Origin of the sequence: Roseobacter sp. OBYS 0001 (assembly GCF_019654895.1) — a bacterium.
GTDB lineage: Bacteria > Pseudomonadota > Alphaproteobacteria > Rhodobacterales > Rhodobacteraceae > Roseobacter > Roseobacter litoralis.
The window spans coordinates 447,483-472,671 of record NZ_BPES01000001.1 but is presented as its reverse complement, the minus strand read 5'-3'; the positions used below and the strand labels follow the sequence as shown (position 1 = coordinate 472,671).

Annotated in this window: 28 protein-coding genes; 25 read left to right on the top strand and 3 right to left on the bottom strand. The window is 56.0% G+C overall.

Features of this window, described 5'->3' with window-relative positions; all coding sequences use genetic code 11:
- The first annotated feature begins 226 nt into the window (after positions 1–226).
- The 9 genes from K5Q35_RS02325 (at position 227) to K5Q35_RS02285 (ending at position 6,947) form a co-directional block, all read left to right on the top strand.
- Positions 227–1,123, top strand: a complete 897-nt coding sequence (locus K5Q35_RS02325) for an SPFH domain-containing protein (protein ID WP_013961416.1) — start codon at positions 227–229, stop codon at positions 1,121–1,123.
- Positions 1,120–1,395 (top strand): NfeD family protein, encoded by a 276-nt coding sequence (locus K5Q35_RS02320; RefSeq protein WP_220798289.1) that lies wholly within the window; start codon positions 1,120–1,122, stop codon positions 1,393–1,395. The genes K5Q35_RS02325 and K5Q35_RS02320 overlap by 4 nt, the downstream gene beginning before the upstream one ends.
- Positions 1,396–1,470: 75 nt before the next feature.
- Positions 1,471–2,850: a 30S ribosomal protein S6--L-glutamate ligase gene (gene rimK / locus K5Q35_RS02315; protein ID WP_220798288.1), complete on the top strand. Its 1,380-nt coding sequence runs from the start codon at positions 1,471–1,473 to the stop codon at positions 2,848–2,850.
- A 263-nt stretch (positions 2,851–3,113) separates the two neighbouring features.
- Positions 3,114–3,515 (top strand): hypothetical protein, encoded by a 402-nt coding sequence (locus tag K5Q35_RS02310; RefSeq protein WP_220798287.1) that lies wholly within the window; start codon positions 3,114–3,116, stop codon positions 3,513–3,515.
- Complete coding sequence (locus tag K5Q35_RS02305; RefSeq protein ID WP_220798286.1) at positions 3,512–3,892, top strand: hypothetical protein; 381 nt, start codon at positions 3,512–3,514, stop codon at positions 3,890–3,892. Before K5Q35_RS02310 ends, K5Q35_RS02305 begins: the two co-directional genes overlap by 4 nt.
- 128 nt (positions 3,893–4,020) lie before the next feature.
- Positions 4,021–4,320 carry a hypothetical protein gene (locus K5Q35_RS02300; protein ID WP_220798285.1) on the top strand — a complete coding sequence of 100 codons (300 nt, stop codon included), beginning with the start codon at positions 4,021–4,023 and terminating at the stop codon, positions 4,318–4,320.
- Positions 4,307–4,684 (top strand): hypothetical protein, encoded by a 378-nt coding sequence (locus tag K5Q35_RS02295; protein WP_220798284.1) that lies wholly within the window; start codon positions 4,307–4,309, stop codon positions 4,682–4,684. The genes K5Q35_RS02300 and K5Q35_RS02295 overlap by 14 nt, the downstream gene beginning before the upstream one ends.
- A complete protein-coding gene (locus tag K5Q35_RS02290; RefSeq protein WP_220798283.1) occupies positions 4,684–4,932 on the top strand; it encodes a hypothetical protein in 249 nt (82 codons plus the stop codon). The genes K5Q35_RS02295 and K5Q35_RS02290 overlap by 1 nt, the downstream gene beginning before the upstream one ends.
- A gap of 2 nt (positions 4,933–4,934) precedes the next feature.
- The gene (locus K5Q35_RS02285; protein WP_220798282.1) at positions 4,935–6,947 is read left to right on the top strand and encodes a right-handed parallel beta-helix repeat-containing protein; all 2,013 of its coding nucleotides are present in this window, start codon (positions 4,935–4,937) and stop codon (positions 6,945–6,947) included.
- Between the two features lie 410 nt (positions 6,948–7,357).
- On the opposite strand, the gene K5Q35_RS02280 is transcribed toward K5Q35_RS02285, so the two are convergent.
- Positions 7,358–8,998 (bottom strand): hypothetical protein, encoded by a 1,641-nt coding sequence (locus K5Q35_RS02280; RefSeq protein ID WP_220798281.1) that lies wholly within the window; start codon positions 8,996–8,998, stop codon positions 7,358–7,360.
- Between the two features lie 671 nt (positions 8,999–9,669).
- The gene (locus K5Q35_RS02275) at positions 9,670–11,847 is read right to left on the bottom strand and encodes a tetratricopeptide repeat protein (protein WP_220798280.1); all 2,178 of its coding nucleotides are present in this window, start codon (positions 11,845–11,847) and stop codon (positions 9,670–9,672) included.
- A 303-nt stretch (positions 11,848–12,150) separates the two neighbouring features.
- On the opposite strand from K5Q35_RS02275, the gene K5Q35_RS02270 reads away from it, so the two are divergent.
- The 4 genes from K5Q35_RS02270 (at position 12,151) to K5Q35_RS02255 (ending at position 16,602) form a co-directional block, all read left to right on the top strand.
- Complete coding sequence (locus tag K5Q35_RS02270; protein ID WP_308443336.1) at positions 12,151–13,425, top strand: RelA/SpoT domain-containing protein; 1,275 nt, start codon at positions 12,151–12,153, stop codon at positions 13,423–13,425.
- A gap of 1,118 nt (positions 13,426–14,543) precedes the next feature.
- Complete coding sequence (locus K5Q35_RS02265; protein WP_220798278.1) at positions 14,544–14,951, top strand: hypothetical protein; 408 nt, start codon at positions 14,544–14,546, stop codon at positions 14,949–14,951.
- A gap of 83 nt (positions 14,952–15,034) precedes the next feature.
- A complete protein-coding gene (locus K5Q35_RS02260; RefSeq protein WP_220798277.1) occupies positions 15,035–15,667 on the top strand; it encodes a hypothetical protein in 633 nt (210 codons plus the stop codon).
- Between the two features lie 44 nt (positions 15,668–15,711).
- Positions 15,712–16,602 (top strand): IS1 family transposase, encoded by an 891-nt coding sequence (locus K5Q35_RS02255; protein WP_220798276.1) that lies wholly within the window; start codon positions 15,712–15,714, stop codon positions 16,600–16,602.
- Positions 16,603–16,797: 195 nt separating this feature from the next.
- Here K5Q35_RS02255 and K5Q35_RS02250 read toward each other — a convergent pair whose 3' ends face one another.
- A complete protein-coding gene (locus tag K5Q35_RS02250) occupies positions 16,798–17,856 on the bottom strand; it encodes a S24 family peptidase (RefSeq protein ID WP_220798275.1) in 1,059 nt (352 codons plus the stop codon).
- 559 nt (positions 17,857–18,415) lie between these two features.
- Between K5Q35_RS02250 and K5Q35_RS22570 the strand changes: the two genes are divergently transcribed.
- From K5Q35_RS22570 to K5Q35_RS02195, 12 genes are all read left to right on the top strand, one after another.
- On the top strand, positions 18,416–18,550 hold the full coding sequence (locus K5Q35_RS22570; protein WP_259650433.1) for a hypothetical protein: 135 nt from the start codon (positions 18,416–18,418) through the stop codon (positions 18,548–18,550).
- Positions 18,547–18,849 (top strand): hypothetical protein, encoded by a 303-nt coding sequence (locus tag K5Q35_RS02245; RefSeq protein ID WP_220798274.1) that lies wholly within the window; start codon positions 18,547–18,549, stop codon positions 18,847–18,849. Before K5Q35_RS22570 ends, K5Q35_RS02245 begins: the two co-directional genes overlap by 4 nt.
- Positions 18,849–19,088 (top strand): hypothetical protein, encoded by a 240-nt coding sequence (locus K5Q35_RS02240; protein WP_220798273.1) that lies wholly within the window; start codon positions 18,849–18,851, stop codon positions 19,086–19,088. The genes K5Q35_RS02245 and K5Q35_RS02240 overlap by 1 nt, the downstream gene beginning before the upstream one ends.
- Entirely contained in the window at positions 19,085–19,966 is an 882-nt protein-coding gene (locus K5Q35_RS02235; protein ID WP_220798272.1) for a ParB/RepB/Spo0J family partition protein, read from the top strand. The genes K5Q35_RS02240 and K5Q35_RS02235 overlap by 4 nt, the downstream gene beginning before the upstream one ends.
- Positions 19,967–19,968: 2 nt before the next feature.
- Entirely contained in the window at positions 19,969–22,110 is a 2,142-nt protein-coding gene (locus K5Q35_RS02230) for a transposase domain-containing protein (RefSeq protein WP_220798271.1), read from the top strand.
- 70 nt (positions 22,111–22,180) lie between these two features.
- A complete protein-coding gene (locus K5Q35_RS02225; RefSeq protein WP_220798270.1) occupies positions 22,181–22,924 on the top strand; it encodes an AAA family ATPase in 744 nt (247 codons plus the stop codon).
- Positions 22,921–23,475, top strand: coding sequence for a hypothetical protein (locus K5Q35_RS02220; protein WP_220798269.1), 555 nt, complete (start codon positions 22,921–22,923; stop codon positions 23,473–23,475). The genes K5Q35_RS02225 and K5Q35_RS02220 overlap by 4 nt, the downstream gene beginning before the upstream one ends.
- On the top strand, positions 23,472–23,858 hold the full coding sequence (locus K5Q35_RS02215; protein WP_220798268.1) for a hypothetical protein: 387 nt from the start codon (positions 23,472–23,474) through the stop codon (positions 23,856–23,858). Before K5Q35_RS02220 ends, K5Q35_RS02215 begins: the two co-directional genes overlap by 4 nt.
- Positions 23,842–24,066, top strand: coding sequence for a hypothetical protein (locus tag K5Q35_RS02210; RefSeq protein WP_220798768.1), 225 nt, complete (start codon positions 23,842–23,844; stop codon positions 24,064–24,066). The genes K5Q35_RS02215 and K5Q35_RS02210 overlap by 17 nt, the downstream gene beginning before the upstream one ends.
- Positions 24,063–24,296 carry a hypothetical protein gene (locus K5Q35_RS02205; RefSeq protein ID WP_220798267.1) on the top strand — a complete coding sequence of 78 codons (234 nt, stop codon included), beginning with the start codon at positions 24,063–24,065 and terminating at the stop codon, positions 24,294–24,296. Before K5Q35_RS02210 ends, K5Q35_RS02205 begins: the two co-directional genes overlap by 4 nt.
- Positions 24,289–24,543, top strand: coding sequence for a hypothetical protein (locus K5Q35_RS02200; RefSeq protein WP_220798266.1), 255 nt, complete (start codon positions 24,289–24,291; stop codon positions 24,541–24,543). The genes K5Q35_RS02205 and K5Q35_RS02200 overlap by 8 nt, the downstream gene beginning before the upstream one ends.
- Positions 24,536–25,186 carry a DUF3164 family protein gene (locus K5Q35_RS02195; RefSeq protein WP_220798265.1) on the top strand — a complete coding sequence of 217 codons (651 nt, stop codon included), beginning with the start codon at positions 24,536–24,538 and terminating at the stop codon, positions 25,184–25,186. The genes K5Q35_RS02200 and K5Q35_RS02195 overlap by 8 nt, the downstream gene beginning before the upstream one ends.
- The last annotated feature ends 3 nt before the right edge of the window (positions 25,187–25,189 follow it).

The following is a 25,189-nucleotide window of genomic DNA, read 5'->3' as shown; positions in this document are numbered from 1 at the left end:
CCGCGTGGAAACACCAAAGCAGCCTATGGCAACAGATTTATTCAGTGACTTTGGTGCGCAACCCGCTTTGGGCGCGCAACAGGGTTACTACCGGGCGGGAGCTTGGGCAATACTGCGCCGCGCGCGCAATCGAACGGGGACGTTGAACAGTAAGAACTTTTTCAATTCTTGCATTTATGGCTGCCAATGCGCACATCTGTGTGGCATGACTGAAAGGACCGTTCGCATGGATATCGAAACCCTGATCGTTGATCTTTTATCTGGCAATATCGTCTTGTTGCTACTGGCGGCCTTGCTGATCATTGTTGTGGTCAAGGGCGTCAAAATCGTGCCTCAGTCCGAGCAATATGTGATTGAGCGTTTTGGCAGGCTGCGCTCGGTGCTTGGACCCGGCATCAACTTGATCGTCCCTTTTATTGATCGGGTTGCGCATGAAATATCCATTCTGGAACGCCAGTTGCCCAACGCCAGTCAGGACGCAATCACCAAGGACAATGTGCTTTTACAGGTGGAAACGTCGGTTTTTTATCGCATTACGGAACCCGAGCGCACAGTTTATCGCATCAGGGATGTGGATGCCGCAATCGCCACCACCGTTGCAGGCATTGTGCGCGCCGAGATCGGCAAAATGGATCTGGATGACGTGCAGGCCAATCGCGCACATCTCATCACGACGATCAAGGCACTGGTTGAGGAGTCGGTGGATAATTGGGGCATTCAGGTCACCCGCGCTGAAATTCTCGATGTGAATCTCGATCAGGCGACCCGGGATGCCATGCTTCAACAGCTCAATGCAGAGCGGGCACGCCGCGCTCAGGTGACAGAGGCCGAAGGGTCAAAGCGCGCCGTCGAATTGGCGGCCGATGCTGAACTATACGCATCTGAGCAGACGGCAAAGGCGCGCAGAATATTGGCGGATGCGGAAGCCTATGCAACACAGGTTGTCGCGAATGCAATCAACGAAAACGGCCTTGAAGCCGCGCAATACCAGATTGCGTTGAAGCAAGTCGAATCCCTGACGGCGCTGGGGGCTGGCTCTGGTAAGCAGACCATCGTGGTGCCGGCGCAAGCGATCGAAGCCTTTGGGGATGCCTTCAAGCTGCTCAAGGGGCGTGGCGTATGATCGGCGCACTGGGTCTTTGGTGGGTCTGGTTGGCCGCAGCCTTGGTCCTTGGACTGGCCGAAGTGCTGCTGCCAGGGTTCATCTTTTTGGGCTTCGCCATCGCGGCCATACTCATGTCTGGCGTGGTCCTCATCGCGCCGGAACTCGGCGCGCCTGCCCTGCTCGCGGTCTACGGCGGCGGCGCGTTGATCTGCTGGATCGGCTTACGCGTTGTGTTCAGGAACCAGTCCAGCGGCGCGCGTATCGTCACCAAAGATATCAACGACAACTGATCAGGCCGTCTTTCGGTTGAGGTCGCTGGTACCACCTGCTACCCAAGGGTTCATTTTCGGCTCGGGGGAACAGCGATGGACAAGCTTACATTCGGTTGGGAGGAATGGGTATCTCTGCCCGACCTCGGTTTGCCTGCGATCAAGGCAAAAGTCGACACAGGCGCGCGCACCTCGGCCCTGCATGCCCACGACATCGAAGTCTTTGGCCCCGCCAAGACGCCAAAGGTCCGCTTTAATGTTCATCCGGTTTCGGGACGGGATGATATTTCCATTACCTGCTCCGCACCGCTTGTTGACCGCAGGGAAGTCACGTCCTCAAATGGCGAGGCGGAACAGCGTTTCGTGATATCCTCAGAGCTGCATGTCGGGGGGCAAACCTGGCCGATAGAGATTACGCTCACCAATCGCGCCTCGATGAATTCCCGTATGCTTCTGGGGCGACAGGCATTGAATGATCATATTTCAATATCGCCGACCGAACGTCACCTGCAACCTGAACTCAGCTATGAGGACTATCACAGCGCTTCCCTGAAAAAGGGCGCACCAAAACGCGCGCTGCGTATTGCTGTTCTCAGCCGCGAAGACAACTATTCAACGCGGCGCCTCGTAGAGGTTGGTGAAACACGCGGCCATGTGGTTGAAGTTATCGACACAACCCGTTGTTATATGGCCATTAATACCATGGCACCCGAAGTGCATTACGACGGCAAACGCCTGCCACGCTACGATGCCGTGATTCCACGGATTGGCGCATCTGTAACGCCCTACGGCACCGCTGTAATCCGACAGTTCGAAGCTATCGGGACCTACTGCGTGAACGGCTCTGCCGGGATCACCGCGAGCCGCGACAAACTGCACGCGCATCAGGTTTTGGCCACAAAACGGATCGGGATGCCATCGACCGCCTTTGCGGCTTCCCCTAAGGATACGTCCAACCTGATGGCATTGGTGGGTACGGCTCCGCTGATCGTCAAGTTGCTCGAAAGCACGCAAGGCAAAGGCGTTGTCCTTGCCGAAACCAAGAAAGCCGCGGAATCAGTGATTGATGCGTTCCGGGGTCTCAAGGCGAATTTTCTGGTGCAGGATTTCGTCAAGGAAGCCGCAGGCGAAGACATCCGTTGTCTGGTGATCGCAGGCAAGGTGGTCGCGGCGATGAAACGCACCGGGGCGGAGGGCGATTTTCGCTCCAACTTGCATCGGGGTGGTTCGGCGAAAGTCGTGCGCATAACCAAAGAAGAACGCGACACAGCGGTTCGCGCCGCACGGGCGTTTGGCCTCGGTAAAGCAGGTGTTGATCTATTGCGCTCCACGTCCGGGCCAAAGGTGCTGGAGGTTAACTCCTCCCCCGGGTTTGAAGGGATCGAAAAAGCGACCGGCAAAGACATTGTCGGCAAGCTCTATGATGAGATCGAAACCCGCGTGCGCCCACAACCTGCGCGCAAACGGAGGTCGTAGTCAGACCCAAAGCTCCTTTGAACCGCTCAACACACAGGCGAAACCACCATTCTCGCAGTGATGGACGCTATCGATTGAATGGACACCATGCTGCTGCCCCCACCTCGTGAGCGGGCATCGGTGCGCGATTGTTTTTCGCAGGGCACTGAAACGAGAAGGCCGCATGGCTGTAATAAGATACTAATAACTGCTGTAACCGGAAGAAGGCGGAAGAACCCGGAACAATGCGGATGAAGCCATAAAAAAGGCGTTTGGTCTGAGGCGTGAAAAAATTGCCTGTTGTTGAACTGATCGCACCTGACAGCATCAACGTGGGCCACGCAGAGGTCGCATACGAAATCAGCCTCGGGCCCCAGAGTGAACCACTGGTGCAACATATGTACCTCAAGTGCGATGTGCGCAGGTCCTCATCGACGGTGACCACTTCGGCATTCTTCCGAATTCGGTTTCTAATTGATGGCATCTGGGGCGTTTGGGGAAACCCATTGAACAGAGAGGATGTGAGCTCGCAGTCATGGCAACCTGTGCAGCGGGTGGGTCACATACAGGGGCCCTATGATGCTGCACAGCTGCAGTTGCGCGCCACGCTCAGCAATGGGAGCTCGACTGCCGGTCAGAACAACATCCGCGAGGTCGTCATGCGTGTGCAGAGTGTCGTGCGATGATCGTTTGGTACAAAATAACGGGCAGCATCGTGACCAGTGCGGGCAGCAGTGCCACTGTGCCCACGGGCGCGGCGCTCGCCCCGCCTGATCTGAGGCCAGCCCAGCTCGTCCGGCTCATGCAGGATGCTGGAGGGGCACTGATCGAGCGGCCCCTGTCGCCTGTCGTCACCTCGGCAGGCACCTTCCACACTATCGAGAACTGCCCTGCCGGCACCGTCATCGAGGTCGCTGACATCAGCGGTGATGAAATCATGGCCGAGATCACCAGCACAGGTCAGACCGAGGTCATCTCGCTGCCCGATCCGGGCGAATACCAGATCCGCGTCGCGGCCCCCCTGCCCGCGCTGCCAACACAGCGGAGGATCATCCAATCCTGACCCTGAACCGCAGCCAGTCCAGTCTCGACCACCAGATCGCCAAGGAGCGCGCCGAGGCCATTGCATCTGTCAATGCGGCAGCCAAGATCATCCGTCGCCGGTTCGTCACCGATCTGCCCGGACAGGAGATGATGTATCTGCGCAAGGAGGCTCAGGCGCGGGCGTTTCTGGCTGAGGCGGTCACGCCCACCGATCTGACCGATTATCCGCTGATTGCAGCCGAGGTTGGCATCACGGCACAGAGCGCCACGCAGGTCGCACAGGTCTACATCAATCTCGCCTTTCAGTGGGAGAGCGTGGGCGCGGCCCTCGAGACCGTCCGGCTGGGGGCCATCAACACCATCGAGACGGCCACCAACACCTCCCAGATCGCCCTGACACTCACGTCGTTTTTTACAGCAATGGAGGCTTTCAATGCGCCTGCTTGATCCTGAGACTTTCAAAGACCAGCCCTATGTGGCGGGCCTGAACCAGGGCGGTCACATGATCGCCGGGGCGGCGATCTTTGCGGGCGGGTTCAGTCTGGGTGACTACGCGGTCGGCACGGCGATGGCACTGATCGTGCCGTTCGCGCTCGAGCTTTGGCAATATACTCAGCGGGGTGCCGCGCTCTGGGACAGCCTGCTCGATCTGCTGTTCTGGTACCTCGGTGCCGCCGCCTGGTTCATGGCGATCCTGACGGGCGATGTCTCGGGCCATGCCATTCTTTTGCCGGTCTGGAGCGTGCTCATCATGGGCACTGTCATGGCGGTGTTCACCATCTTTAAAGCCCGCTCGAAAGGGGATTTATAATGCCGACGAAAAGCACACAAATCACAGGTCCGACGCTGATCGCCTCCGGTGAGCAAAACGTCACCATCAACTTCAAACGCGGTGTGGGCGAGTTTTACGTGCTCGAGACAAACACGGCCCCCGATGCGGGTGATCACGGCGCGTATCTCGGCATTCAACCCGAGAGCATGGCACTTGATGCCGATCAGTTCCTCTTTGTGGATGGCACCGGCACGCTTGTTGTCATTGCGCGCAACCCCGCGATCTGATCATGCGGTTGCTGACAGGTCATAAGCTTGCATCCGCTGGTTTGCTACTCAAGGGCCATGGCTTGCTTGGCGGGATCGCCGCGCGCATCACGGGGCTGACCAGCAACAATACATTTGGGGCCACTGCCCAAAGCGGCGCAAGCCTCGGCTTTGCTGTCTCGGGCCTGCCCGACGGCGTCACGGTCACCGGCCAGTCATGGCGCACGTCATCGGCAGGCGAACTGGCGACGACAGCAACCTACGCACCTGATGCCAGCACAAATGATCTTGAGAACCTCTTTGTCGTTCTGACCTTGTCGGATGGCGGATCGCTCCAGACGCCTGCCAGCGTCATCAGATACCCCGCCCCCGTGGCAGGCACACTTGCGCCGGTGCAGGAGGTGCAAGGCACCGGCACCCCATCGGTCAATCTGGCCGCCGGGTTCACAGGCGCTGATCTGACCTATTCGGCCTCCCCCGCTTGGATCACGATCAGCGGCAGCACAGCTACGATTGCAGATGCGCTGCGCTCGGAGGTGGTGGCAATCACCGCGACGAACTCCGGTGGATCGGCGACGGTCGATTTGGCTGTAAGTATTGCGGTACGCGCACCCATCAACGTCGAGGTCTCGCCCTTGGGCAACGACACGACGGGCGACGGCACGGTGCTGGCCCCCTTTGCCACGCCGCAGGCCGCACAAGCGGTCATGATCCCCGGCGACACGCTGATTTTACGCCCAGGTGTCTATGATCCCTTCGAAATGCTGTTGGGTGGCGGCCCCGCGAGCCGGATCACCGTCGCAACCCTGCCCAGCGAGGTGGGCCAAGCGATCATCCGGGGCGATCTGCAGCAGCATGTGGTCTATGGCGGACCGGGCATCACACAGGACAATGCGACCCGCGATGGCATTCGCATCGACGGCAAGAACTATATCACCCTGCGGGGGCTGACCGTTGAATACGTCTGGCGCAACGGCGTGTTCATCAAAGGCGCGGGTGAAAACACGGTCACCGGCAATCACATCATCGAGGACTGCCTTGTGCGCCACACCGGCCTCAGTGGCATCATGGCCTGCGGCGAGCGGCCTGAGCTGGCGGTCGCGGCGAATGATCCGTTCCGCACGCGCCACATAACGATCCGGAATAACGAGGTGACCCAGACCAATGTGGTCACCGATTACAATGACACGGTCACGAACTCCTTCGGCGAACCCGGCGGCGTCGGCGAGGCGATCACCATCGCCAACAGCCTGCGCTATGCCTACGTTTACAACAATTACATCCACAACAGCCGCCAGTACGGCATCGACTTCAAGAACCACGTGGTCGACGGCGAAATCACCGGCAACCGGATCGAGGACGTCGTCCGGTACGGCATCTATCTGGATGCGGGCGAAACGGATGTGCGCCGCATTCTGGTGGATGGCAACATCATTCAGCGGTGCCGTGCAGGCATCGTGATCGCGCGCGAGGAAGACGGCAACGACAGTGGTGACAACCTGATTGTCGAGGACATTGATCTGGTCAACAACACGCTGGCCAACCTGTCTCGTGTCGGCATCCATTATCAGCGCCACGGCACAAAGGATCAGCAGGACATCGGGTACTTTCGCCGCGTCCGGGCGCGGTTCAACACGCTCTATAACACCAACACCGATGGCAGCTATCGCGACATCAGCATCGATGGGATCGCAACCTTCGGTGTCAACCGGGCGGGCCAGCAGATCGTGTCGGGCATCGAGTTGATCGGCAACCTCGCCTGGAACCCGGACGGGCAGATGCGCATGGCCACGGATGTGGCGGGCGATCCCCGCTTCACGGTTGCGCAAAACCACAATGTCCGGAACGGCGCGTTTGTCGGAGATGACCCGCTGTTTGTTGATGCGGCCAATGGTGACTTCAACCTGCGCCCCGGATCCCCGGCACGCGCCAAGGTCACGACAGCTGCGTATATTGCCGGTCTGTATGCCAGGGATAGCAATGGCACCGCGCATGTATTGCCGACCTCAGCGGGCGCTTACTACGCCGCTGCCTAGGTCGTCGCGTCCTGCGCCGTCCTTACGGTCAATAATGCCGGGCGGGTCCAACGACCTTCCGGTGATCGTCAGCGATGGCTTTCGATCCGATTCTGCATTCATCCCTGCAGATCGTTCCCGTTGATGCAGTGGCATCAGGGAGCGTCTAGGTCCCAGCAGACCTTGGGTTTGGATGGCCATTGACGGGTCAGCGGGCCGAAGCGCCATTTCACTGCTAGTGCACCAATGACCGCTTCGGCGCTACTTGAGAACCGTTATATTTATTGACGGAACGGGCAACAGTCCGTGTCGGTCAACAAGCAGTGGCGCATCTGTGTATCGACCAATCTTTGTCTGCTCATTTTTAGCCGCTAATTTGCATGCCCCGCTTTGGCGGGGCAGCTTCGTTCAAGATTCACCTTTTTTGCCTTCTAGTCTTTGGTACAGACCGCGACAAATGCTTGGTTACTCAGGCCAAACGGAGCTACGCGTTGCCTTTCGCTTACCCGGCGACCGCCTGAATTGCTGCAAGCATCGTCAAGCGCTGAGTTCCGATAGATGGCTGCTTGGCCTACAAACAGATTGTTCATGTTTTTGTTGAGCGTTTTGATCATATCTTGCGCTCTTGCCAATTCCGCCTCAACACTTGGCAACCGGTGGCTGTCTTGCTCGAATTCTCTGTATCTCTCTATAGCGGAAAGCTCTGCGAAGCCTGCCGGGAACTCGGTGTTAACATGTGGGACCCGTACAGTTGCGCGGACGGCAGAATTAATAGCGAGCCTTCGGTATCCCGCTTGAACACGGGCTTCCATTTTCGCAACGTCAACAAGGTCCAAGTCAAAGTCTGTCGGAACCCATGCATCTCCTTTTCGAGACCATTCAGACTTTCCATCAATCTCGATTTTGTCGTCGGCTGACTTCTTCGCTTTAGCTTTGACTTTTCCGTCCGTTAGTTCCGCTTCTTCGGTTGTGGCATTCTCGGCGGCGAACTTGAGGAAAGCCTTGATGTCTTCGTCGACAGTCGCATCTGCAGGCCTCTCAATGCCGGCCGCGACCAGTTTGGTGTTTTCAGCTGAGACTGAGGCAACCTCTGCTCGCAGACGCTCTGCATCTTGATTGATAAAGTTCAAAACAGCATTCCGAAAATCTGGCGTGCCGCAAGCTTCCGCTTCACCTTCGCAGCGCTCTTCAATCTGGTAGGCTGTCGACATGCTTGTAATGCGTTCTGATAGCCAGTCCCTGCTGACAACCCGCGATCTTTCTACCTGTCTTTCGGTCGTCTGGCCGCCACCTCCGCCGTTCAGGCTGAGCGGCCCAAGTTCAAAACTTAAACGTCCACCACGGTTGCGTATCGAAACTGTGACCCGGTCCGTTTCGCTTTCTTGGCTTTTGTTTTCAATCATTGATGAGAACTGAGCATCAAAGTCTGCAGTTATCGAGATGGATTGTGCCTGATAAGTGGATGAAAATACTTGATATCCGACCTGAAGCTTTGGGTTTCTAAGAAACGCGTTTAACCAGCCGCAGGTCGCCTCGATTTCATATGTTTCAATAGCCTGAAGTGGGGTGCTCTCTGTCACAATTTGGCCATCAACGAGACCTTCGTAGCTGGTTTGATAAATGACCTTAGAGTCACGACCGCGCTCTAGCCGCACACGCTTGGCGTAGTGCGGCAACGGTTGCAACTTTGTTTTCTCCACACCGACTTTACGCGAGAGCTCAGAAAGTATTTCGTTGTTGTAGTAAAGAACTGTAAGACGCGGGAAAGGTATCGCTTCATCCAAGGCGCTGGCTTTCTCGCAAGTCGCGTCAATCTCTGCTTCCAAGCCCGCCCAATCAGGAACCGGGCGTGGAACGTAGATTGTATCACTGCCTATGGTATACACGTCGATCGCTTCACCCTTTAGGAAGTCGATTTGTGGGACGTGCGAACGATTGTTTGCGTCAAAAGTCGTTCGCGCGATCTGAGGGGAGGCATCCTTAGCGTCTATATCATTTCCAGAAATCACCCAGATTGTGCTCGCAACCGTCATCAAGCTCGCGGTGCGAAGAAAAGTTTCGTATTTTTTCATACTGACTTATCCTTACTGTTCAGTGACCTTCATTCTGAGATAAATGAAGTTTCATAATGTAGGGATGGATTTGACCATGAATCCAGTGCTATTAGCGTTTTGCGGGCCGCCAGAATTCACTTTAGTGGCGCTTTCAACTAAAGAGCAAGGCCACGCAGTCTTTCAAGCTAGCCAGTTCCTTCTCGATCCTGCCGGTCGAGCGTGTCTCCAAGGCGGTCAAGACCTTCTCGGAAGCCTCTGAGGCCGTCACTAACCGCTCAGCGCAGGCGAGGAAGTCGCGTTCAAGAGCTGGCGGTCGCAACAATATTTGAAAAGTAAGGCCAAAAGTTAATCGCCATTCGAGAAGAACAGACGTTCATGCATTCCGCAGCATCGGGCAAAATGGGCTGGATGCGGCCATTTAGTTTGATTTGTTGGATTTCTGTTGGGATCTGAAATAATAGGAAGGTCAAAACGTCAATGCCGCCAAGGTCGGCACAGCGCAGAAAGCGGACTTTGCAAAGTTGCGATTTGAGCGGCTAAGGTATTTAACAGAATACGGGAATTCTGTTAAGGATTGCCAAGCGACTAGACGTGAATTGGTCTGCTAAGGGGGCGTTGCAACGCCGATTGCTATACACAATTATACATAGTGTTAAGGCCACGCCTCATAATGTATTACTATCTCTAACTTATGGAACATCACCGAATTGCTTAAGCAAAATTTGGGAGCTGTTTAGGATACTCTCAGTATTCTCGATGTTTGGCTGGTGATTGGAATCTCGGAAAATTTCGAGGGCAGCTTGGCAAGATGAGATTGCGTCTTTGAGCGCAGCGCATTCACGAGTTCGCTCAGCCGATGTGGCCAAAGCTTCAGTCAAATTCATCTGTGTAATAGCCCAATCCAGAGGCATGCTCTCGCGGGTCAACTCTTCAAGCGCTGCGCGGTAAGCTGCCACGGCCTCGTCCAGACGCGCCGTACCGCTCTCCCGCTCCCCAAGGGTCAAAAGCGCATTGCCGAGATTCATCTGTGTCATGGCCCAATCGAGAGGCACGCGCTCACGGGTCCACTCTTCAAGAACTGCACGGTAGGCGGCCACGGCCTCGTCCAGACGCGCCGTACCGCGCTCCCGCTCCCCAAGGGCCAAAAGCGCATTGCCGAGATTCATCTGTGTCATGGCCCAATCGAGAGGCACGCTCTCGCGGGTCCGCTCTTCAAGCGCTGCGCGATAGGCTGCCACGGCCTCGTTCAGACGCGCCGTACCGCTCTCCCGCTCCCCAAGCCTCTTAAGCGCATTGCCGAGATTATTCTGTGTCAAAGCCCATTGGAGAGGCGCGCGCTCACGGGTCCACTCTTCAAGAACTGCACGGTAGGCGGCCACGGCCTCCTCTAGACGCGCCATACCGCTCTCCCTCATCCCAAGCATCGCAAGCGCATTGCCGAGATTCATCTGAGTCCCAGCCCATTCGAAAGGCACACGCTCGCGGGTCCGCTCTTCAAGCGCTGCGCGGTAGGCTGCCACGGCCTCGTCCAGACGCGCCATACCGCTCTCCCCCTTCCCAAGGGTCAAAAGCGCATTGCCGAGATTATTCTGTGTCATGGCCCATTCGAGGGGCGCGCGCTCACGGGTCCACCCTTCAAGCGCTGCATGGAAGGCTGCCACGGCCTCGTCCAGACGCGCCGTACCGCGCTCCCGCTCCCCAAGGGTCAAAAGCGCAATGCCAATGCTATTATGAGAGAAGCTTTTCCCATAGGTATTTTGTGCCTTAAGCAATAGAGCCTCCGCAAGTGAGATTGAAACTTCGAGATCGAAATTAAGCCCTTTGTCACGACCCTGATCAAGCCATTTTTGTTGCAGTTTAAACAGGGCCACAAACCGTTTCGACTGATCAGAGGGTGCATCCAGATCGAACTCAGCCAAGGCAAAACGGCAGGCATTCGCAACACTGCGCGTTAAAATCGCCTGCGCAATACCTTTTTCGTATAGCCGCGCTCGGGCTGCCCGGCGCCGGGCATCTTCTGCGTCAAGTGCGGCAATCTCATCATCGAGCGTTGCCTGTCCCGCATCAAGATCACCGGTTTCGTTGAGCGCATTGATCCGGGCCACGACCGCATCAACCGCATCGGAGATATTCGACGGAAGTTGCCCCCTGTCGCGCTCACTCCGTGCGACTTCAAGTGCGCGTTCAAGCCCGGCCAAAGCCGTATCGAAATCACCCGGACTGCCCTCGGCATAGCGGCGCGCCAAGGCGATCAGCATACCCTCTTTGATGCCGAACTCGCGGGCATTGTCCTGTTCCCGGGCAACAAGGGTGTCGACCATCTTACGAAGGGCAGCAGTGTCGGCCTTGATGCTTTCCAGTACCGTATGCTCGATGCAATGTTGCGCGAGCAAATCCATCACCATGGCTTGTGTGAAGACGTCACGATATTTCGGGTTCTGTCGAAAAATGTCAAAGGCGGTTTTCAGTGTCAGGGATATGGCGCGACGAGGTCCGTGATCCAGATCGGTCAGGACCCTACCGAAGGTATCGCTCAGCAGAGCAGCCTCGATATCCCCGGAGGCTACCGCTCGCGCCATGCGCTGAGGTTCAAAAGTGATGCGCGATTTGTTTTCCGTGAGCAGTGCGGCGGCAATGCTGATATCAGCGTCGGAGATGTCACTGGCTGCGCGTAGGGCGTCTTCGGTGGTTTTACGAGCACGGCGAACAGTGGCGCGGTCGCAGTTTTCCCATTTCTCATAGCCGATCATGGTGAGTACCGCGACAGGAACCAAGACCGTCGCAACAGTGACGCCACCCGCAATGAAGCCAAGGGCGGCAATACAAAAGCTCGTACCATGTTCGGCGAGTTGTTGACGGTCGCTCATGTCACACCCCAATCTGCTACTATTTGAATAATGAGATATAGGGAGCTCGGGTCAATCAATAAAACTGTAGCGGTGGTAGACAGATCAAATCGAGAGGACCGCAAGTTGAGCGCAATGACTCGCACCAGACTTAAGCACCACCTCATTAAGCTGATTTCGGTAACAGTTTGATCGCGGCAAACAGATCATGATTTGCGCACCGCCAAGCTGGCTTGGACTCCAAACACCGCACTGGCGTAGCTCTACATTTAGCGGTGGGTCTGCTATGCGTATGTTCCAACATCCTCCGGAGTCGCCCAAGTCATGCACTTATTGAGCATAGAGCGCGTGTTTTCGAAGAAACAGATAAAGGACGCCGGACGTCTCCTCGGAGGTGTTGTGCAAAGAAACTCAGAGATCGAAGAAGCTTTTCGCATCCTTCATAACTGGAGATTGCATCATGCCTATCCGATGGTGCGCGAGCGAGCAAAGCTCACACGTCTGGTGAAGCCACTTGGCGGTATTACTGCGGGACGATTGAAGCGCACTTCCTCAATCCGAAAGAAACTGTTTCGCGGAAGCACCAAACTCGACCAGATGCAAGACTTGGTTGGTTGTAGAGCTATCGTTGATAACATGAGCGATCTCCAAGAAGTATTAAGTAAATTCAGAAGCATAGAAGAAGGTGGGCGGGTTCGACGCAAAACGGACTACATCAAGACGCCGAAGGCGAGTGGTTATAGAAGCGCTCATTTGATTGTAAAGTTCGACGAGCGTGGACTTGGAGAAAAGCACGCCGGGTGCAATGTTGAGATTCAATTGCGAACTCAGCTTCAGCACGTCTGGGGAACCACGGTTGAGGCTGCAGGCGCGATGCGTAATGAGGATCTAAAGGCAGGCGAAGGCAGTGCTGAATGGTTACGGTTTTTGACCCTGATGAGCGGGCACATAGCGGAAGTTGAGAAGCAGCCTCGCGGTGATCACCTATCCATGAGCTACAAAGATCTAAAAGCTGAAGCAAAACAGCTCTCCGATAGTCTGAATGTTAGGCAGAACCTCAGTACTTTCAGCAGTTTCATGCATGAAGCCGAAAGGTACGGTGGGTTTCACAGCTCAAGGTACATGCTCAAGATGGATGCTTCGACGGGGAATGTTGATGTCAGACCGGCCTGGCGCGAGATGTTTGCGTTTGACGACTTGGAAGATGACTTTGAGGAGACCAAACAAAGCTTGGAGGTCAGCGTTGATAACATGGAGGCGCTTCGGCAGGCATACCCAAACTACTTCGCGGACACCCGCGAATTCCTCAAAGTGCTCGATGATCTAGAGGGGCCCAGACATCCGCCCTCAAAGAAGGCAATAGACAACCTGGATTTGAGTTTTCTTCCAAAAGACATAAAGCCTCTAAATAAGAAGAAGGTCTTACACCTCGAGTACACCGGCAAAGTATTCTGGGGGGAGGAACTCGTCGGCCACTGGGAAAAGGGAGTTTATGGGACGTACTTCTTTGAGTCAGTAACTGAAGGGTACATCGATTTCGAAAGTCCTAGTCTAGATAGGTTCAAAGAAGACATAAAGGACTGGCACGAAGCGAAATGAGCGATGTTGGCGCATAAGCCCTTATATGTGATGGTCAGGCGTTTCAGAAAGTCTGCTTTGGGCTGGGAGCGATAATTAGTCGGGTTCCGCAACTATCTCTGTTGAGGGCCGATGTAGAAACTTCGCAAAGTCTGCTTTGCTCAACAACCTGAACGACAAGGAGGCTCCGTGGATTGCCGCCCCAAGGCGCTCCTGAAACTGGTTCTGGTTTGAGCCCTCTTTAAAGGTATATTCAAAGCAGCTTTTTGGAAAACACGTTTGCTGCAATTATCAATGTCATTCACTGCATGTAGTAGGACACTAATAACTGCAGTAACCGGAAGAGAGCCGAAGAACCCGGAACAATGCGGATGAAACCCTATAAAAAAGGCGTTTAGTGTGAGGCGCGGCAAATTTGGCCGTTATTCTGAATGTCTTTCAGTAAACGAGAAATCGGCCGTTTCCGGCCATATTGCGAAATTCATGACATTGATAATTGCAAAAGCGCTGAGGTGTTCGAAGGCCCTTTAAAATAGGGTTTAAACCTCTTTCTAGCGCGAGTGACTGGCACCAAATGAAGCAAAATGATGGACGAGAAGTGGAAAGTCGGCTTTCAAGTTTGTCTCAGACTTTCCAGAATGGGAATTACCGTTTAAAAACAGCATGAAGTCGGTTTTCGAAATGATGAAATCCGCTTTGGAAGTTGAAAGCGATTTTGGCTGCATTCTTATTCAGATTGACCAAGCTCACACATGCTTTCCCACTTCCTACCGAACCAAACAAACAACGTTTTCTGGTCGCTTTTGTTGTTCGGTCTTCTGACCAAAAGTGCATCGTCCATTATGCGAACCATCTGTGGACTGGGTAGTGTCTCAGTTTGAATTTGAGGCCTTATAATCGATTGCAAGCCTCCAAGAAAAGTCACCGGATGTTAACTGAATTGTGTTGACTGTGGAGGTTGAAATTAACAAACAGAACTCCACATTTATGCAATGAAGTATATTGACACAGTATGTTTTTTCTGCCGCAAGTCATAAAATAGTTAGGGAATCGTCTTGTTGTGGTATGTATAAAATGTGTACAAGAGAAAAAAGCTGTTGACAGTGAATCACTATTAGGCAGCGAAACGGGGGTTGACAATGCCGAAAGGCCCGAACGGACAAAAACGGCCCGCCGACGCTATCGGTTGCGCCGTTTCAGTTGCGAGGATCGCAACAGGAGAAGACGAAGATACGGGTTACGTGTCACGGAATCGCCGTAAAAGCGGTGTAGCTGGTGCGAAAGCACGGACAAAAAATCTGGACGCCGAGCAACGTTCAGAGATTGCAACGAGGGCCGCAGAGGCCAGATGGAAAATGGAGAGCGAAATGACAGAGATGACATTTGACCAACGCTTTCAAAAAGCTTTCGATGGAGGTCTTGCCGACATCAAGTTTTTTGTTCGGCGTGATGCATCGGTTACTCCCGATGCATTGAGAAGTGATGCCCTGGCCTTTCAGGAGGCAATTGATTGTGGGAACGTGAAAGAAGTGGGTGGTGTGGACTAGCAATATTTGGTTAGTTCTGACTTTTACACATCAACACTTTGCTATAAGGAGGCCTGACGGCCTCCTTTTTTGTTGGAAAAGACATGCTTGAAAACGTGGGAAATATCCTCAAAGACTACCATACCGAGCATGGCCTAGACATGAGTAAAGATGGCGGTCCGCCCGTACGAACTTCTCTATTGCATCCGTACATCGAGGCTCGTGGGGTTGTAGACAAGATTACGATCTTCGAAGCAGACATCAAAACCACTCATATTGTAGCTCAAGTTCAGAAGTTTCAGGGTCAAACTACGCCGTATAGTGGCACGCTAGACTTGGCGCGCATCTATTACGCCAAGAACCACAACTACTGCTGGCGACGCTTTGGTGTATGTAAAGAAATGTATCACTGTATGATTGATCGCACGATGGCTGATCGTGTCGCTACACTTTCGTCGCTGACGGCACTTCTGGAGCTTCTTGCCGCAGACACTACGGCCCTGACAGGGAACTTTGCCCCTTTGAACAGAGAGCAAGAAGCTGAACTTCTCGCCCTAGAAACGCTATTCCCAGTTGAGTTTCGCTTGGATTATCTGGAAAATCCAGCGCCAGAAAATGTAATTCTGGAGCTTTCAGAGCGCTTTAGGATTCCGCTGATCTATGCAAGGCTCGCCTGTCGCCCGACTTACAATCAGGCTGTGATTGGGTTAAGAGGCAGGCTTGAGGATTTAAACTGAACTTTTTGCTTAATAAAGTGAAATAACATACCTATATCAATGGTATGAACAAGCTTGATATCAAAACTCGCGCAATGATCCTCAACATGATGGTGGAGGGCAATTCCATGCGCTCAATCAGCCGCGTTGTGGGTGTATCAATCAACACAGTTACCAAGCTGTTGATTGAAGCCGGTGAGGCCTGTGCTAAGTACCACAACAACACAGTGCGCAACGTCAAAACCACCCGCGTAGAGTGCGACGAAATCTGGTCATTCGTGTATGCCAAGGCGAAGAATGTGGAGACCTCTAAGTCTGCACCTGACGGTTCTGGTGATGTATGGACATGGACCGCAATCGACGCAGATAGCAAAATGATCCTGTCTTATGAAGTTGGTGATCGTTCTGGCGATACCGCTTACGAGTTCATGGTCGACCTAGCGTCTCGCCTATCAAACCGTGTGCAACTCACTACAGACGGCCACAGGGCCTATCTGGACGCAGTAGAGGGCGCATTTGGTGGTGACATCGACTATGCCATGCTGGTTAAGCAATATGGCGGCTCAACGGGCAAGCAAGGCCACGAAAAGAAGTACAGCCCTGCTGAGTGCATCGGTATCAAAAAAGAACAGGTGTTTGGTGAGCCAATCGAGGAACTGGTCAGCACTTCCTACGTAGAGCGCCAAAACCTCACAATGCGCATGGGGATGCGCCGCTTCACGCGCTTGACCAACGGGTTCAGCAAGAAGCTGGAAAACCACCTGCACATGCTGTCGCTGTATTTCGTTCACTACAACTTTGTGCGCATCCACAAAACGCTGAAAGTGACACCTGCAATGGCCGCTGGTGTATCTGACACGTTGCACGACACCGCATGGATCGTTGGACTGATCGACGCCAATGCACCCGCGCCCAAGAAGCGCGGACCCTATAAGAAAAAAGATAATTCAAACTGAGACACTACCGTGGACTGGCATCACCTTGACGAACGATCCGCTTCCTTCGGACTTATTCAAAAAGCGCAGCAGCAATATATCCTCTGCTACCGATCCGGTAGTCTGGCAATGGTTCGTTGCAGCATTGCTGACTGAAGCGCAGGCCAAAAATACGGTTGTCAAAATAAGGCGAATGAATGTTAAAAAACAGGGCGTCTAACTGTGATGCCCTGACCAAATTACCTTTCCTATGATCTCAATATCCCCTGCCCGTTCCGGCGGCAACACATCGCTCTGCGATGTGGGGTTGTCACCGCGTATGATCAGCACGCCGCCCATTAGGACTTCGAGCCTGCGCAGCAGAACCTTTTTTTCGCGGCGGATTGCGTAAATCTGGTTGGCTTCGATATTGACCAGTGCTCGATTGATGAGGGCAATTGAATGGGAGCCAAGTGTCGGCTCCATTTCGTCGTCGATAGCAGCTACTAGGGCGGCGTTTTTTGCGGCGATCCCGTTTGCATGCAGCCAGCGCTCATGAAACCCCAAAGTTGAGGGAACGCCCGGAAACCGGCCCGCCTTGAGGCTGTCGATCATTATCTCGACCAGCACCATGCCATCATGACGCGGCAATCCCGGCGCGCGTGGATCTGGGATGAACACGGCGTCGTGGTTATCGGAGCCGGGCTTGCCCCTGTAAACAGCCACCACGGGGAAAAGCTCCTTCACCATTTTCAAAGGTCGCTCTTCAAGAAACTCTTTCTGGGCTTCATCCTCAATGGGTTGCCAGCCGCGCAACCTAACTGTGCGCCCGTTCATGTCGATAAGACGCTTAATAGCAACAGCCCCAAGCGCATCCCTAATGAAAACACGATCTCCAATTCTGGGTTGCTGGTCGGGCGAAACCAAGCAGTGATCGCCTGAAATAATTCCTTCGCGCTCCATGGACTGACCCGTCGCCATAACCCAGAAAGACTTCTCGTCGTCAATCCACGCAGGCTTTGGCAGAGGATCGCGTTCGCGAAAATCATCAGCCCACCCTTTGACGCTGCACTTTGCGAGCCCGATGAAAGGCACAGTGCTCTCGGACCAGCCATTAGCAACTTCCCAAGACGGACCCTCGATTACACGGGCGGGACCGAAATAAAATTCGAGCCCCAAAACATCTCCAATGGATTTCAGCCTGTCAACTGACGGCCACGCCCCGCGCCTTATGTTTTGAAAGGCAGTATCTGACGCCTTGCCGAAAGCGAGCTTACCCACTTGAGCTTGCGTCATACCAAGCTCTTTCCGCCTCACATCCAGAACATCGTACAGCTCAGTCAATTCCATGCTGTATAAATACAGAAAAAAAACATCTCCGACACCAATAAATATTAAAAAATAATTAATCTGTATTTATACCTTGCATGTAATCTGTATATTTGCAAGTTTTAGATATGGAACGAGTTATTCACACCCCGATGAAGTATGGAAATTTGATCAACCTCGTCTCGGTCATGTGCTCACACGTAGACCGAAAAGAGGTGACGATTGCTGGCTGGGCTGGCGTGCATTCTCGCTTCTTTGCGCGATTGCGTTCCGGAAAAGGCTGCAGCGCTCATGCTTATGAAGATGTCCTAAACTGGTTCAGCGAAAACTGGCCCACCGACCTCGAGTGGCCGAGAGACATCCCACGACCCAGTAAGCCAGAAGAAGCCCGGAGGGCCTCATGACCCACCGCTCCGAAACTGCCGCCGAGACTTCCCAACCTCCCTTGGGCCTGCCGGTCTCGGCCACCTGCGCAGGCGAGGCTCCCCCCTCGCCTGCGCCTTTTCAATCATCAAAGAGAAAAGCGATGATGGACCTCTCAAAAATACAAGACGAAACCGAACGTCAGGCGTGGCTGACCCTTATTTGTGATCTGATCGGCTGCGTCTGTCTCTTTGTGATCCTATTTGCAGGTCTGTGGATCGGGGCGGTGTTCCAATGAACGTGAACCCGGATATCGAGCAGCTGAGCGCGCCTGTGTTGACGCCATCGGCGCGGATCATGGATTTCGAGAATGCCGTATCAGAATATGGATTGGCGCGCGCTGCCGTGCGGCGGGCTGGGCTCGACGTTTCAGCCGCCGGAACACCGGTGCCTGAACACCTCTCGGAGCGCCTGCGTCTGGCGGTCATTGCCGAGGACAACGCGCGACACATAATCGCTGCGAAGGCCCAGATCCTGACAGCATCGGGCCTGCTTGACCGTGCCGCCGACGCCTTGGCGAACGAGGGCACATTCTGATGCATAGCGCGCGCCTCGCCACCAGTCCCCGCCTGCAGCGCACCCTTGATGCGCTGCGCCGCGCTGATGGCGAGATCAGCACCTATGATCTGTCACGCAGCGCCAAGATTTGCGCCGTGAATTCCTGTGTGGCCGAGTTGCGCGTGAACGGCGCTGAGATCACGTGCCGCCAGCAAGTCGAGAACGGCAAACGCACCTTTTACTACACCCTTTTAAACTCGCCGGAGACTCCAAAATGACGCGCAGCAACACGCCTCAGATCACCTTCCTGCCCGTCAGCGACATTCAGGTGCGCGACCGGCTGAGAGATACGTCCGAAGCCGCTGTTGCCGCCCTTGAGGCCTCGATCCCGGAGCGTGGCATTTTAAGCCCGCTTCAGGTCCAGCTGGTCAAGGGCACCTATTGCCTGATGGACGGGTTGCACCGGCTGGAGGGTGCGCGGCGCTGCGGCCTTGACGAGGTGCCGGTCATTATCCGGAACTGCTCCATGCGCGAGGCGCGCAACATCGAAGTAGACACAGCCCTTGCCGCCGCCCCACTCGACAGTCTGTCGATGGCAGTCTTTCTGGCAGCGCAAAAGGACCTCTATGAAGAGGAGTTTCCGGAGGCGAAACGCCTTCACGCCGCCAATGCAACCCTTCAGGGGGATCGTACTGTAAAAAATACAGTACGGTCATTCGCCGATAACGCAGCTGACATTTTCAACGTCTCTACATCCAAGATATTCAAGCTTGTCAGCGTGGGAAAGTCGCTGACAGGCGAGGATGTAAAGATGCTGCGAAAGGCCCCGAAGAAGGTCAAATTCGGGGACCTGCAAGCAATGGCAAAGCTGGACGCGAGCCTGCGCAGCCTCGTCTGCCGGGAGTTATCTTTAGGCAAGATCAAATCGGTCAAGGAGGCGTTGGAGCGCAGCAAGAAGCCCGGCTCGGTGGTGACCACATCCCCGGCGGAGGCCGAGTTCAAGAAGCTGAACGATGCCTTTGCCCGCGCCTCCAAGGCGGCACGGATGCAGTTTGTGCGCGCCCATTCCGACGCGCTTGAGGAATTGATGGCGCGCGATGTGATGAAGGGCGGTGACGGCGAGGTTGTCGAATTCAAAGCGCGGGAGCGTGGTTGAATATGGCGCGCCTTGAACCCGATAAACTCTGGTGGACGGCTGATGATCTTGCGGGCTCCGGCTTGCCGATGCTTCCCGGCACCAAGCAGGCCGTGAACGCAATGGTGAAGCGGGGCGGCTGGCGGGCAGCGCCCGGTTGTGCGCGCCGCAAGCCCGGTCGCGGTGGCGGGTGGCAATATCATTGGTCGGTTCTGCCCGAAGAGGCGCGCCGGGTGCTTTTGACCCGACAGATCGAGGTCGAGAAATCGCGCGCTGATGCCAATGACGCATGGGAGGCCTTTGATGGGCTGAAAGAGACGGCGAAGGCCAAGGCAAAAGAGCGCCTCGAAGCCATCCGCCTGGTCGAGGCCCTGCACGATACCGGCAACACGCACGTCGCCTCAGTGGACGCGGTTGCACGGCGCTACAAAGTCTCTGCCCGCACCATCTACAATTGGTGGGCAATGGTTGAAGGCGTCGCAGAAAGCGACCGTCTGGCCTATCTGGTGCCGCGCAATCAGCTGGTGAAGCGCACCCGTCGCAACAAAGCGGACGTGCGCGCCTTCATGGATCATCTGAAAAGCGATTTCCTGCGCCTTGAGGGTCCGGCCTTCACGGACTGTTACCGCGATGCGGTCGCCGAAGCCGTGAAGCAGGGCTGGGAGTACCTCAGAGAGCGCACCGCCAAGCGCAGGTTAGACGCGGAAGTGCCGCGTGTGACGCGCGTCTTTGCCCGTGAAGGTGAAAAGGGGCTGCGGCGTTGCTTTCCTGCACAGATCCGTGACCGCAGCGGATTGCATGCCCTTGAGGGCGTCAATGCCGATTGCCACAAGATCGATGTCTTTGTCCGCTGGCCCGATGGCACCGTGGATCGGCCCCAGATCGTTGGGTTCCAAGACCTCTACAGTAACAAAATACTGAGCTGGCGTGTGGATCATGACCCCAACAAGGTCATGGTCATGTCCGCCTTTGGTGAGATGATCGAGAAATGGGGCATCCCCAGTCACTGCCTGTTCGACAACGGACATGAGTTCGCCAACAAATGGATGACAGCAGGCGCGCCCACGCGGTTCCGCTTCAAGGTTCGCGAGGGTGATCCGCTCGGCGTGCTGCCCTTGCTGGGGATCAAGATGCACTGGGCCACGCCCGCGCACGGTCAGGCCAAGCCCATCGAACGCGGGTTTCGTGACTTTGCCAGTAGCATCGCCAAGGACATCCGCTTTGCCGGGGCCTATGTGGGCAACAAGCCCACCGCCAAGCCCGAGAACTACGGATCACGCGCCGTCCCGCTTGAGGACTTCATGCGGGTGGTTGACCAGGGCATCACAGAGCACAACGCCCGCGATGGCAGGCTATCCGCTACGGCAAACGGACGCTCTTTCGATGCGACCTTCGAAGACAGTTTCAAGACGGCCCGGATCCGCAAGGCGACCGAAGAGCAGCGCCGGTTGTGGATGATGGGTCAGCATGTCGGCAAGCTGAACAGCAACGATGGCCAGATCCGCATCCACGGCAACTTCTATTATGCTGACTGGATGTCTCAGCATGCAGGTCGCAAGGTCGTGGCCCGTTTTGACCCGGAAGACCTGCACGCCGAAGTGTTCATTTATGACCCGGACGGCACGTTCCTCGGGCAAGCCGAATGCCGCGAAAAGATCGGCTTTTTCGATCTGGTCGGTGCACGCGAAACCAGCCGCCGCAATGCCCGTATCAAGCGCGCCGAAAAGGCGCTCGTCAAGGCGCACGCACCGGTGCCCATCGACGAGCTGGCCGCACGCAAGAATGCCCGCGCACCCGAACCCGCCGAGCCTCTCGAGGCCAAGATCGTGGCCCCGGTCTTTGGCACGCGCCGCGCCACATCCAACCCGCACAGCCCGCTCTATGAGGCCCCTGATAACCCTGACATCGATCAGGCACAGGAAGCGCTGATCCTGCAGATGAGCGTCCCGAAAGACACCCCGAAACCAGCAGCCGAGAGCGCTGCCATCGACATGTCGACGCCAAGGGCACGGTTCATGTGGGCGCTGTCCATCATCGCCCGCTCGGACGCCGGTCAGGAGGTCGGTACGGAGGAGGCACGGCGGTACCGTGAGTATGTGAAATCATCCGAATACGAAAGCCAGATGGGCATGTACCGCGCATTTGGAGAAGACGGTGTCGGCTAGGCACCAAAGGAAAACCGCCGCTCGGCAGCACCCGAGCGACGGTTCAGTAGATACCTTCAACGGAGGCAAAATGACACGAAATACTTCAATAGGCAACAGGGTGAAGCCTCTGCGCAATGTGGCGGCACTCAACCAGCTCATCGAGCGGGTCAAGAGGCGGCAGTTTGGCCTGCCCGGCATGGCGGTCTTTTATGGTCCGCCGGGTTTGGGTAAGTCGTTTGCCTGCATTTTCGCCAAGGTCCAGCACGACGCGATCCACATTTCGGTGCAGAAGCTCTGGACGAAAAAGACCCTTCTGACCGAGATCCTGCGGGAGCTGTCGATTGCCCCCGAAAAGACACTCAGCGACATGCAGAAACAGGTCAACTATGGTCTGGCGACGTCTGACCGACCGCTGATCATCGACGAGGCAGATTATGCGGTCGACCGGGGCATGATCGAAATCATCCGCGACATGTTTGACGGCTCCGGCGTGCCGGTGATCCTGATCGGCATGGAAAAGTTCCCGCAGAAAATCCAGCGCCATGAGTTGGTCGACGGGCGGGTGCTGTCTTGGGTCGGGGCTGAGCCTGCCAACCTGCGCGACGTGCGCCTGCTGGCTGAGAACTATGCCGACGGTCTGGATATCGACGACACGATGCTGACCCACATCATGAACAGCAGAAACGGCAACGCCCGCAACATCAGCAAGGACATCGCCTATGTGGTCGAGGTCTGCCGCACCGAGGGCGTCACCGCGATCACGCACAAGACATGGGGCAACAGGCCCCTGTTCCACACAACCGCACCCGCACCACGGAGGGGCATTGGATGAACACTTTCGAGGCTGATTTCGAGCAGGAAAAAGAAACGATGATGGCATTTATGAACGCCCATCCGCAATTTACGAACAAAGAGGTTCTGGCCACGGTTGGCGGGCCCACGACACGGCGCAAACACTTCCTGCGCACCCTGCGCGCGCAGGGCAAGATCAACGAAGTCGCGCGCAAGGCGGGCACGCCCTTTTACACGATGCTCTCGACAGAGGTCGCCCAGCAGCGCGCCGCCATCAAACGCGCCACGCCCAATGGCTCCATGTGGGGCGCGATGCGCGCTCTGCGCCAGTTCACGCAAGCCGATGTCGTCGCCGCCCTCGCGGCAACCGACAAGGCTGTGAGCGCAGACGATGTGCGCAAGTTCGCATCCTCCTTGCTCGCCGCCGGATATCTCAAGGTCCTCCAGAAGGCCCGCGCCACCGGCAACCGCCCGGCGCGCTACCAGTTGGTCAACGACAGCGGCCCTCTGCCCCCCGACGTCAAGCGCCGCGAAGTCGTGATCGACGCCAACGAAGACCGCGTTGTGCATGTACAGGGAGCCCGGCTGTGAGCGCGCGTCTGCAAATCGCCCGCGAGGCGTGGGGCACCGTCCCCGACTGGATCGAAGCGCTGGTTGCGGCCTGTGATGCGCCCGGTTCATCCCAAAGCAAGGTCGCGGCCCGGATCGACCGCTCGCCCGGCGTGATCAGCTCGCTTTTGCGCAATGATTATCGCGGCAACATGGCCAACCTTGAGGACCGCGTGCGCTCCACGATCTGCATCAGCCAGGTCAAGTGCCCTGCCCTCGACTGGATCACGTCCGCGGACTGCCTGAACTGGCGCGATCAGGCCGTGAAACTCACCTCACCCAGCCCGGACCGCGTGATGATGTTTCGCGCGTGTCAGACCTGCCCGCGCTTCAAGAAGGATGACCCCGATGCCCAAGCAGATTGAGCCCATGTCCGCAGATCGCATGATCCGCCTTGCCGCCAGCGGTGTCGCCAAGGTCGATCTGATGGGCCCACGCGGCACCACGCTCTGCACCATGGATGAAATCGAGGCCATGGCGCTGATGATCGTCGCAAGCGGTATTCTGCCCGGCCATCCAGCAGATGCCGCGCGCCAGCCCCATTACCCTGAACTCGAAAAGGACAAGCGATGAAACGTAAACACCCCGCCGACGGGCGCTATCAGGCCTCGGGCCCCTTCGTGATCAAACGCCACGAGGTGCGCGCACATGACGGCACCGAAACACTGGTCTCGGACCAGCGCGTGATCTGTGAAATCCACAAGCAGGCAGGCGATGCAAACGCGATGGCAGAGAAGATCGCCAAGGCTCTGAACACGCAGGCCCGTGGCGATGCGCGCGTAGAGGAGGCTCGCAATGTCTGACTATTACTTTGAGGTCGATGTTCTGCGCGACCAGATGGCGACCAAACTCTCCGACAACCTCGAGCAGACGCCTTACGTCTTTGCCGAGGTCGCCAAGGACATTGTGCCCGACAGCGCCTATTTCACCGAGTTCTGTGACTTGGTGGATAATCTGGACGGCGGCCAGAAAGAGGCGCTGCAGCAGTTTTGCGCTGCCCTCGCCAAACACCTTTCACCCGAAATCAAAAAGGAAACGCCCAATGACTGAATTCACCCCCTTTCCGATCCCCGATGGCAAAGTTGAGGCCAATGGCCAAATCTATATGCAGGACGCAAAGGGCGGGCTGGTCCCGCTCGAGATGGTCAAGCCTCAGGACCAGCTTCAGGACGAGACCGTGCGCAAGATCATAGGCTTCTGGATCGCACTCAGTGAGCAGGTCGCGCGCCAGAAAGCGCATGTGATCGAGGACATCGACACCTTTGTTGATCTGTTGACCGAAGAGTATGGGGCGCGCGTTGGTGGGCCCAAGGGCAACATGCAGCTGAAGACCGTCGACGGGCTGTTCATGATCGAGGTGCGGATCAACGACTTCATCGACTTCGGCCCCGAGTTGCAGGTCGCCAAGGAATTGGTCGATCAGTGTCTGACCGAGTGGTCTGAGGACGCCCGTCCAGAAATCCGCGCCGTGATCAGCAACGCCTTTCACACCGACAAGGCGGGAATGGTGAACCGCGCCGAAATCATCAAGCTGACGCGCCTCAAGATCGAAGACGCACGCTGGCAGCGGGCGATGGATGCCATCCGTGACGCCCAGCGGGTCGTGGGCTCCAAAACCTACATCCGCTGCCGCCGCCGGGAGCGCTTCGATGCGCCCTGGCAGAATGTCACCATCGATATGGCGAAGGCGTGATCT

Bases quoted from the DNA above. Each gene is read 5' to 3' on its own strand.
- K5Q35_RS02265 (WP_220798278.1), top strand. From the start codon at position 14,544: ATGCCGAAAGGCCCGAACGGACAAAAACGGCCCGCCGACGCTATCGGT.
- K5Q35_RS02275 (WP_220798280.1), bottom strand. From the start codon at position 11,847: ATGAGCGACCGTCAACAACTCGCCGAACATGGTACGAGCTTTTGTATT.
- K5Q35_RS02255 (WP_220798276.1), top strand. From the start codon at position 15,712: ATGAACAAGCTTGATATCAAAACTCGCGCAATGATCCTCAACATGATG.
- K5Q35_RS02235 (WP_220798272.1), top strand. From the start codon at position 19,085: ATGACGCGCAGCAACACGCCTCAGATCACCTTCCTGCCCGTCAGCGAC.
- K5Q35_RS02250 (WP_220798275.1), bottom strand. From the start codon at position 17,856: ATGACGCAAGCTCAAGTGGGTAAGCTCGCTTTCGGCAAGGCGTCAGAT.
- K5Q35_RS02205 (WP_220798267.1), top strand. From the start codon at position 24,063: ATGAAACGTAAACACCCCGCCGACGGGCGCTATCAGGCCTCGGGCCCC.
- K5Q35_RS02320 (WP_220798289.1), top strand. From the start codon at position 1,120: ATGATCGGCGCACTGGGTCTTTGGTGGGTCTGGTTGGCCGCAGCCTTG.
- K5Q35_RS02270 (WP_308443336.1), top strand. From the start codon at position 12,151: ATGCACTTATTGAGCATAGAGCGCGTGTTTTCGAAGAAACAGATAAAG.
- K5Q35_RS02300 (WP_220798285.1), top strand. From the start codon at position 4,021: ATGATGTATCTGCGCAAGGAGGCTCAGGCGCGGGCGTTTCTGGCTGAG.
- K5Q35_RS02295 (WP_220798284.1), top strand. From the start codon at position 4,307: ATGCGCCTGCTTGATCCTGAGACTTTCAAAGACCAGCCCTATGTGGCG.
- K5Q35_RS02220 (WP_220798269.1), top strand. From the start codon at position 22,921: ATGAACACTTTCGAGGCTGATTTCGAGCAGGAAAAAGAAACGATGATG.
- K5Q35_RS02225 (WP_220798270.1), top strand. From the start codon at position 22,181: ATGACACGAAATACTTCAATAGGCAACAGGGTGAAGCCTCTGCGCAAT.
- K5Q35_RS02260 (WP_220798277.1), top strand. From the start codon at position 15,035: ATGCTTGAAAACGTGGGAAATATCCTCAAAGACTACCATACCGAGCAT.
- K5Q35_RS02245 (WP_220798274.1), top strand. From the start codon at position 18,547: ATGAACGTGAACCCGGATATCGAGCAGCTGAGCGCGCCTGTGTTGACG.
- K5Q35_RS02195 (WP_220798265.1), top strand. From the start codon at position 24,536: ATGACTGAATTCACCCCCTTTCCGATCCCCGATGGCAAAGTTGAGGCC.
- K5Q35_RS02305 (WP_220798286.1), top strand. From the start codon at position 3,512: ATGATCGTTTGGTACAAAATAACGGGCAGCATCGTGACCAGTGCGGGC.
- rimK (WP_220798288.1), top strand. From the start codon at position 1,471: ATGGACAAGCTTACATTCGGTTGGGAGGAATGGGTATCTCTGCCCGAC.
- K5Q35_RS02200 (WP_220798266.1), top strand. From the start codon at position 24,289: ATGTCTGACTATTACTTTGAGGTCGATGTTCTGCGCGACCAGATGGCG.
- K5Q35_RS02240 (WP_220798273.1), top strand. From the start codon at position 18,849: ATGCATAGCGCGCGCCTCGCCACCAGTCCCCGCCTGCAGCGCACCCTT.
- K5Q35_RS22570 (WP_259650433.1), top strand. From the start codon at position 18,416: ATGATGGACCTCTCAAAAATACAAGACGAAACCGAACGTCAGGCGTGG.
- K5Q35_RS02325 (WP_013961416.1), top strand. From the start codon at position 227: ATGGATATCGAAACCCTGATCGTTGATCTTTTATCTGGCAATATCGTC.
- K5Q35_RS02285 (WP_220798282.1), top strand. From the start codon at position 4,935: ATGCGGTTGCTGACAGGTCATAAGCTTGCATCCGCTGGTTTGCTACTC.
- K5Q35_RS02290 (WP_220798283.1), top strand. From the start codon at position 4,684: ATGCCGACGAAAAGCACACAAATCACAGGTCCGACGCTGATCGCCTCC.
- K5Q35_RS02280 (WP_220798281.1), bottom strand. From the start codon at position 8,998: ATGAAAAAATACGAAACTTTTCTTCGCACCGCGAGCTTGATGACGGTT.
- K5Q35_RS02210 (WP_220798768.1), top strand. From the start codon at position 23,842: ATGCCCAAGCAGATTGAGCCCATGTCCGCAGATCGCATGATCCGCCTT.
- K5Q35_RS02230 (WP_220798271.1), top strand. From the start codon at position 19,969: ATGGCGCGCCTTGAACCCGATAAACTCTGGTGGACGGCTGATGATCTT.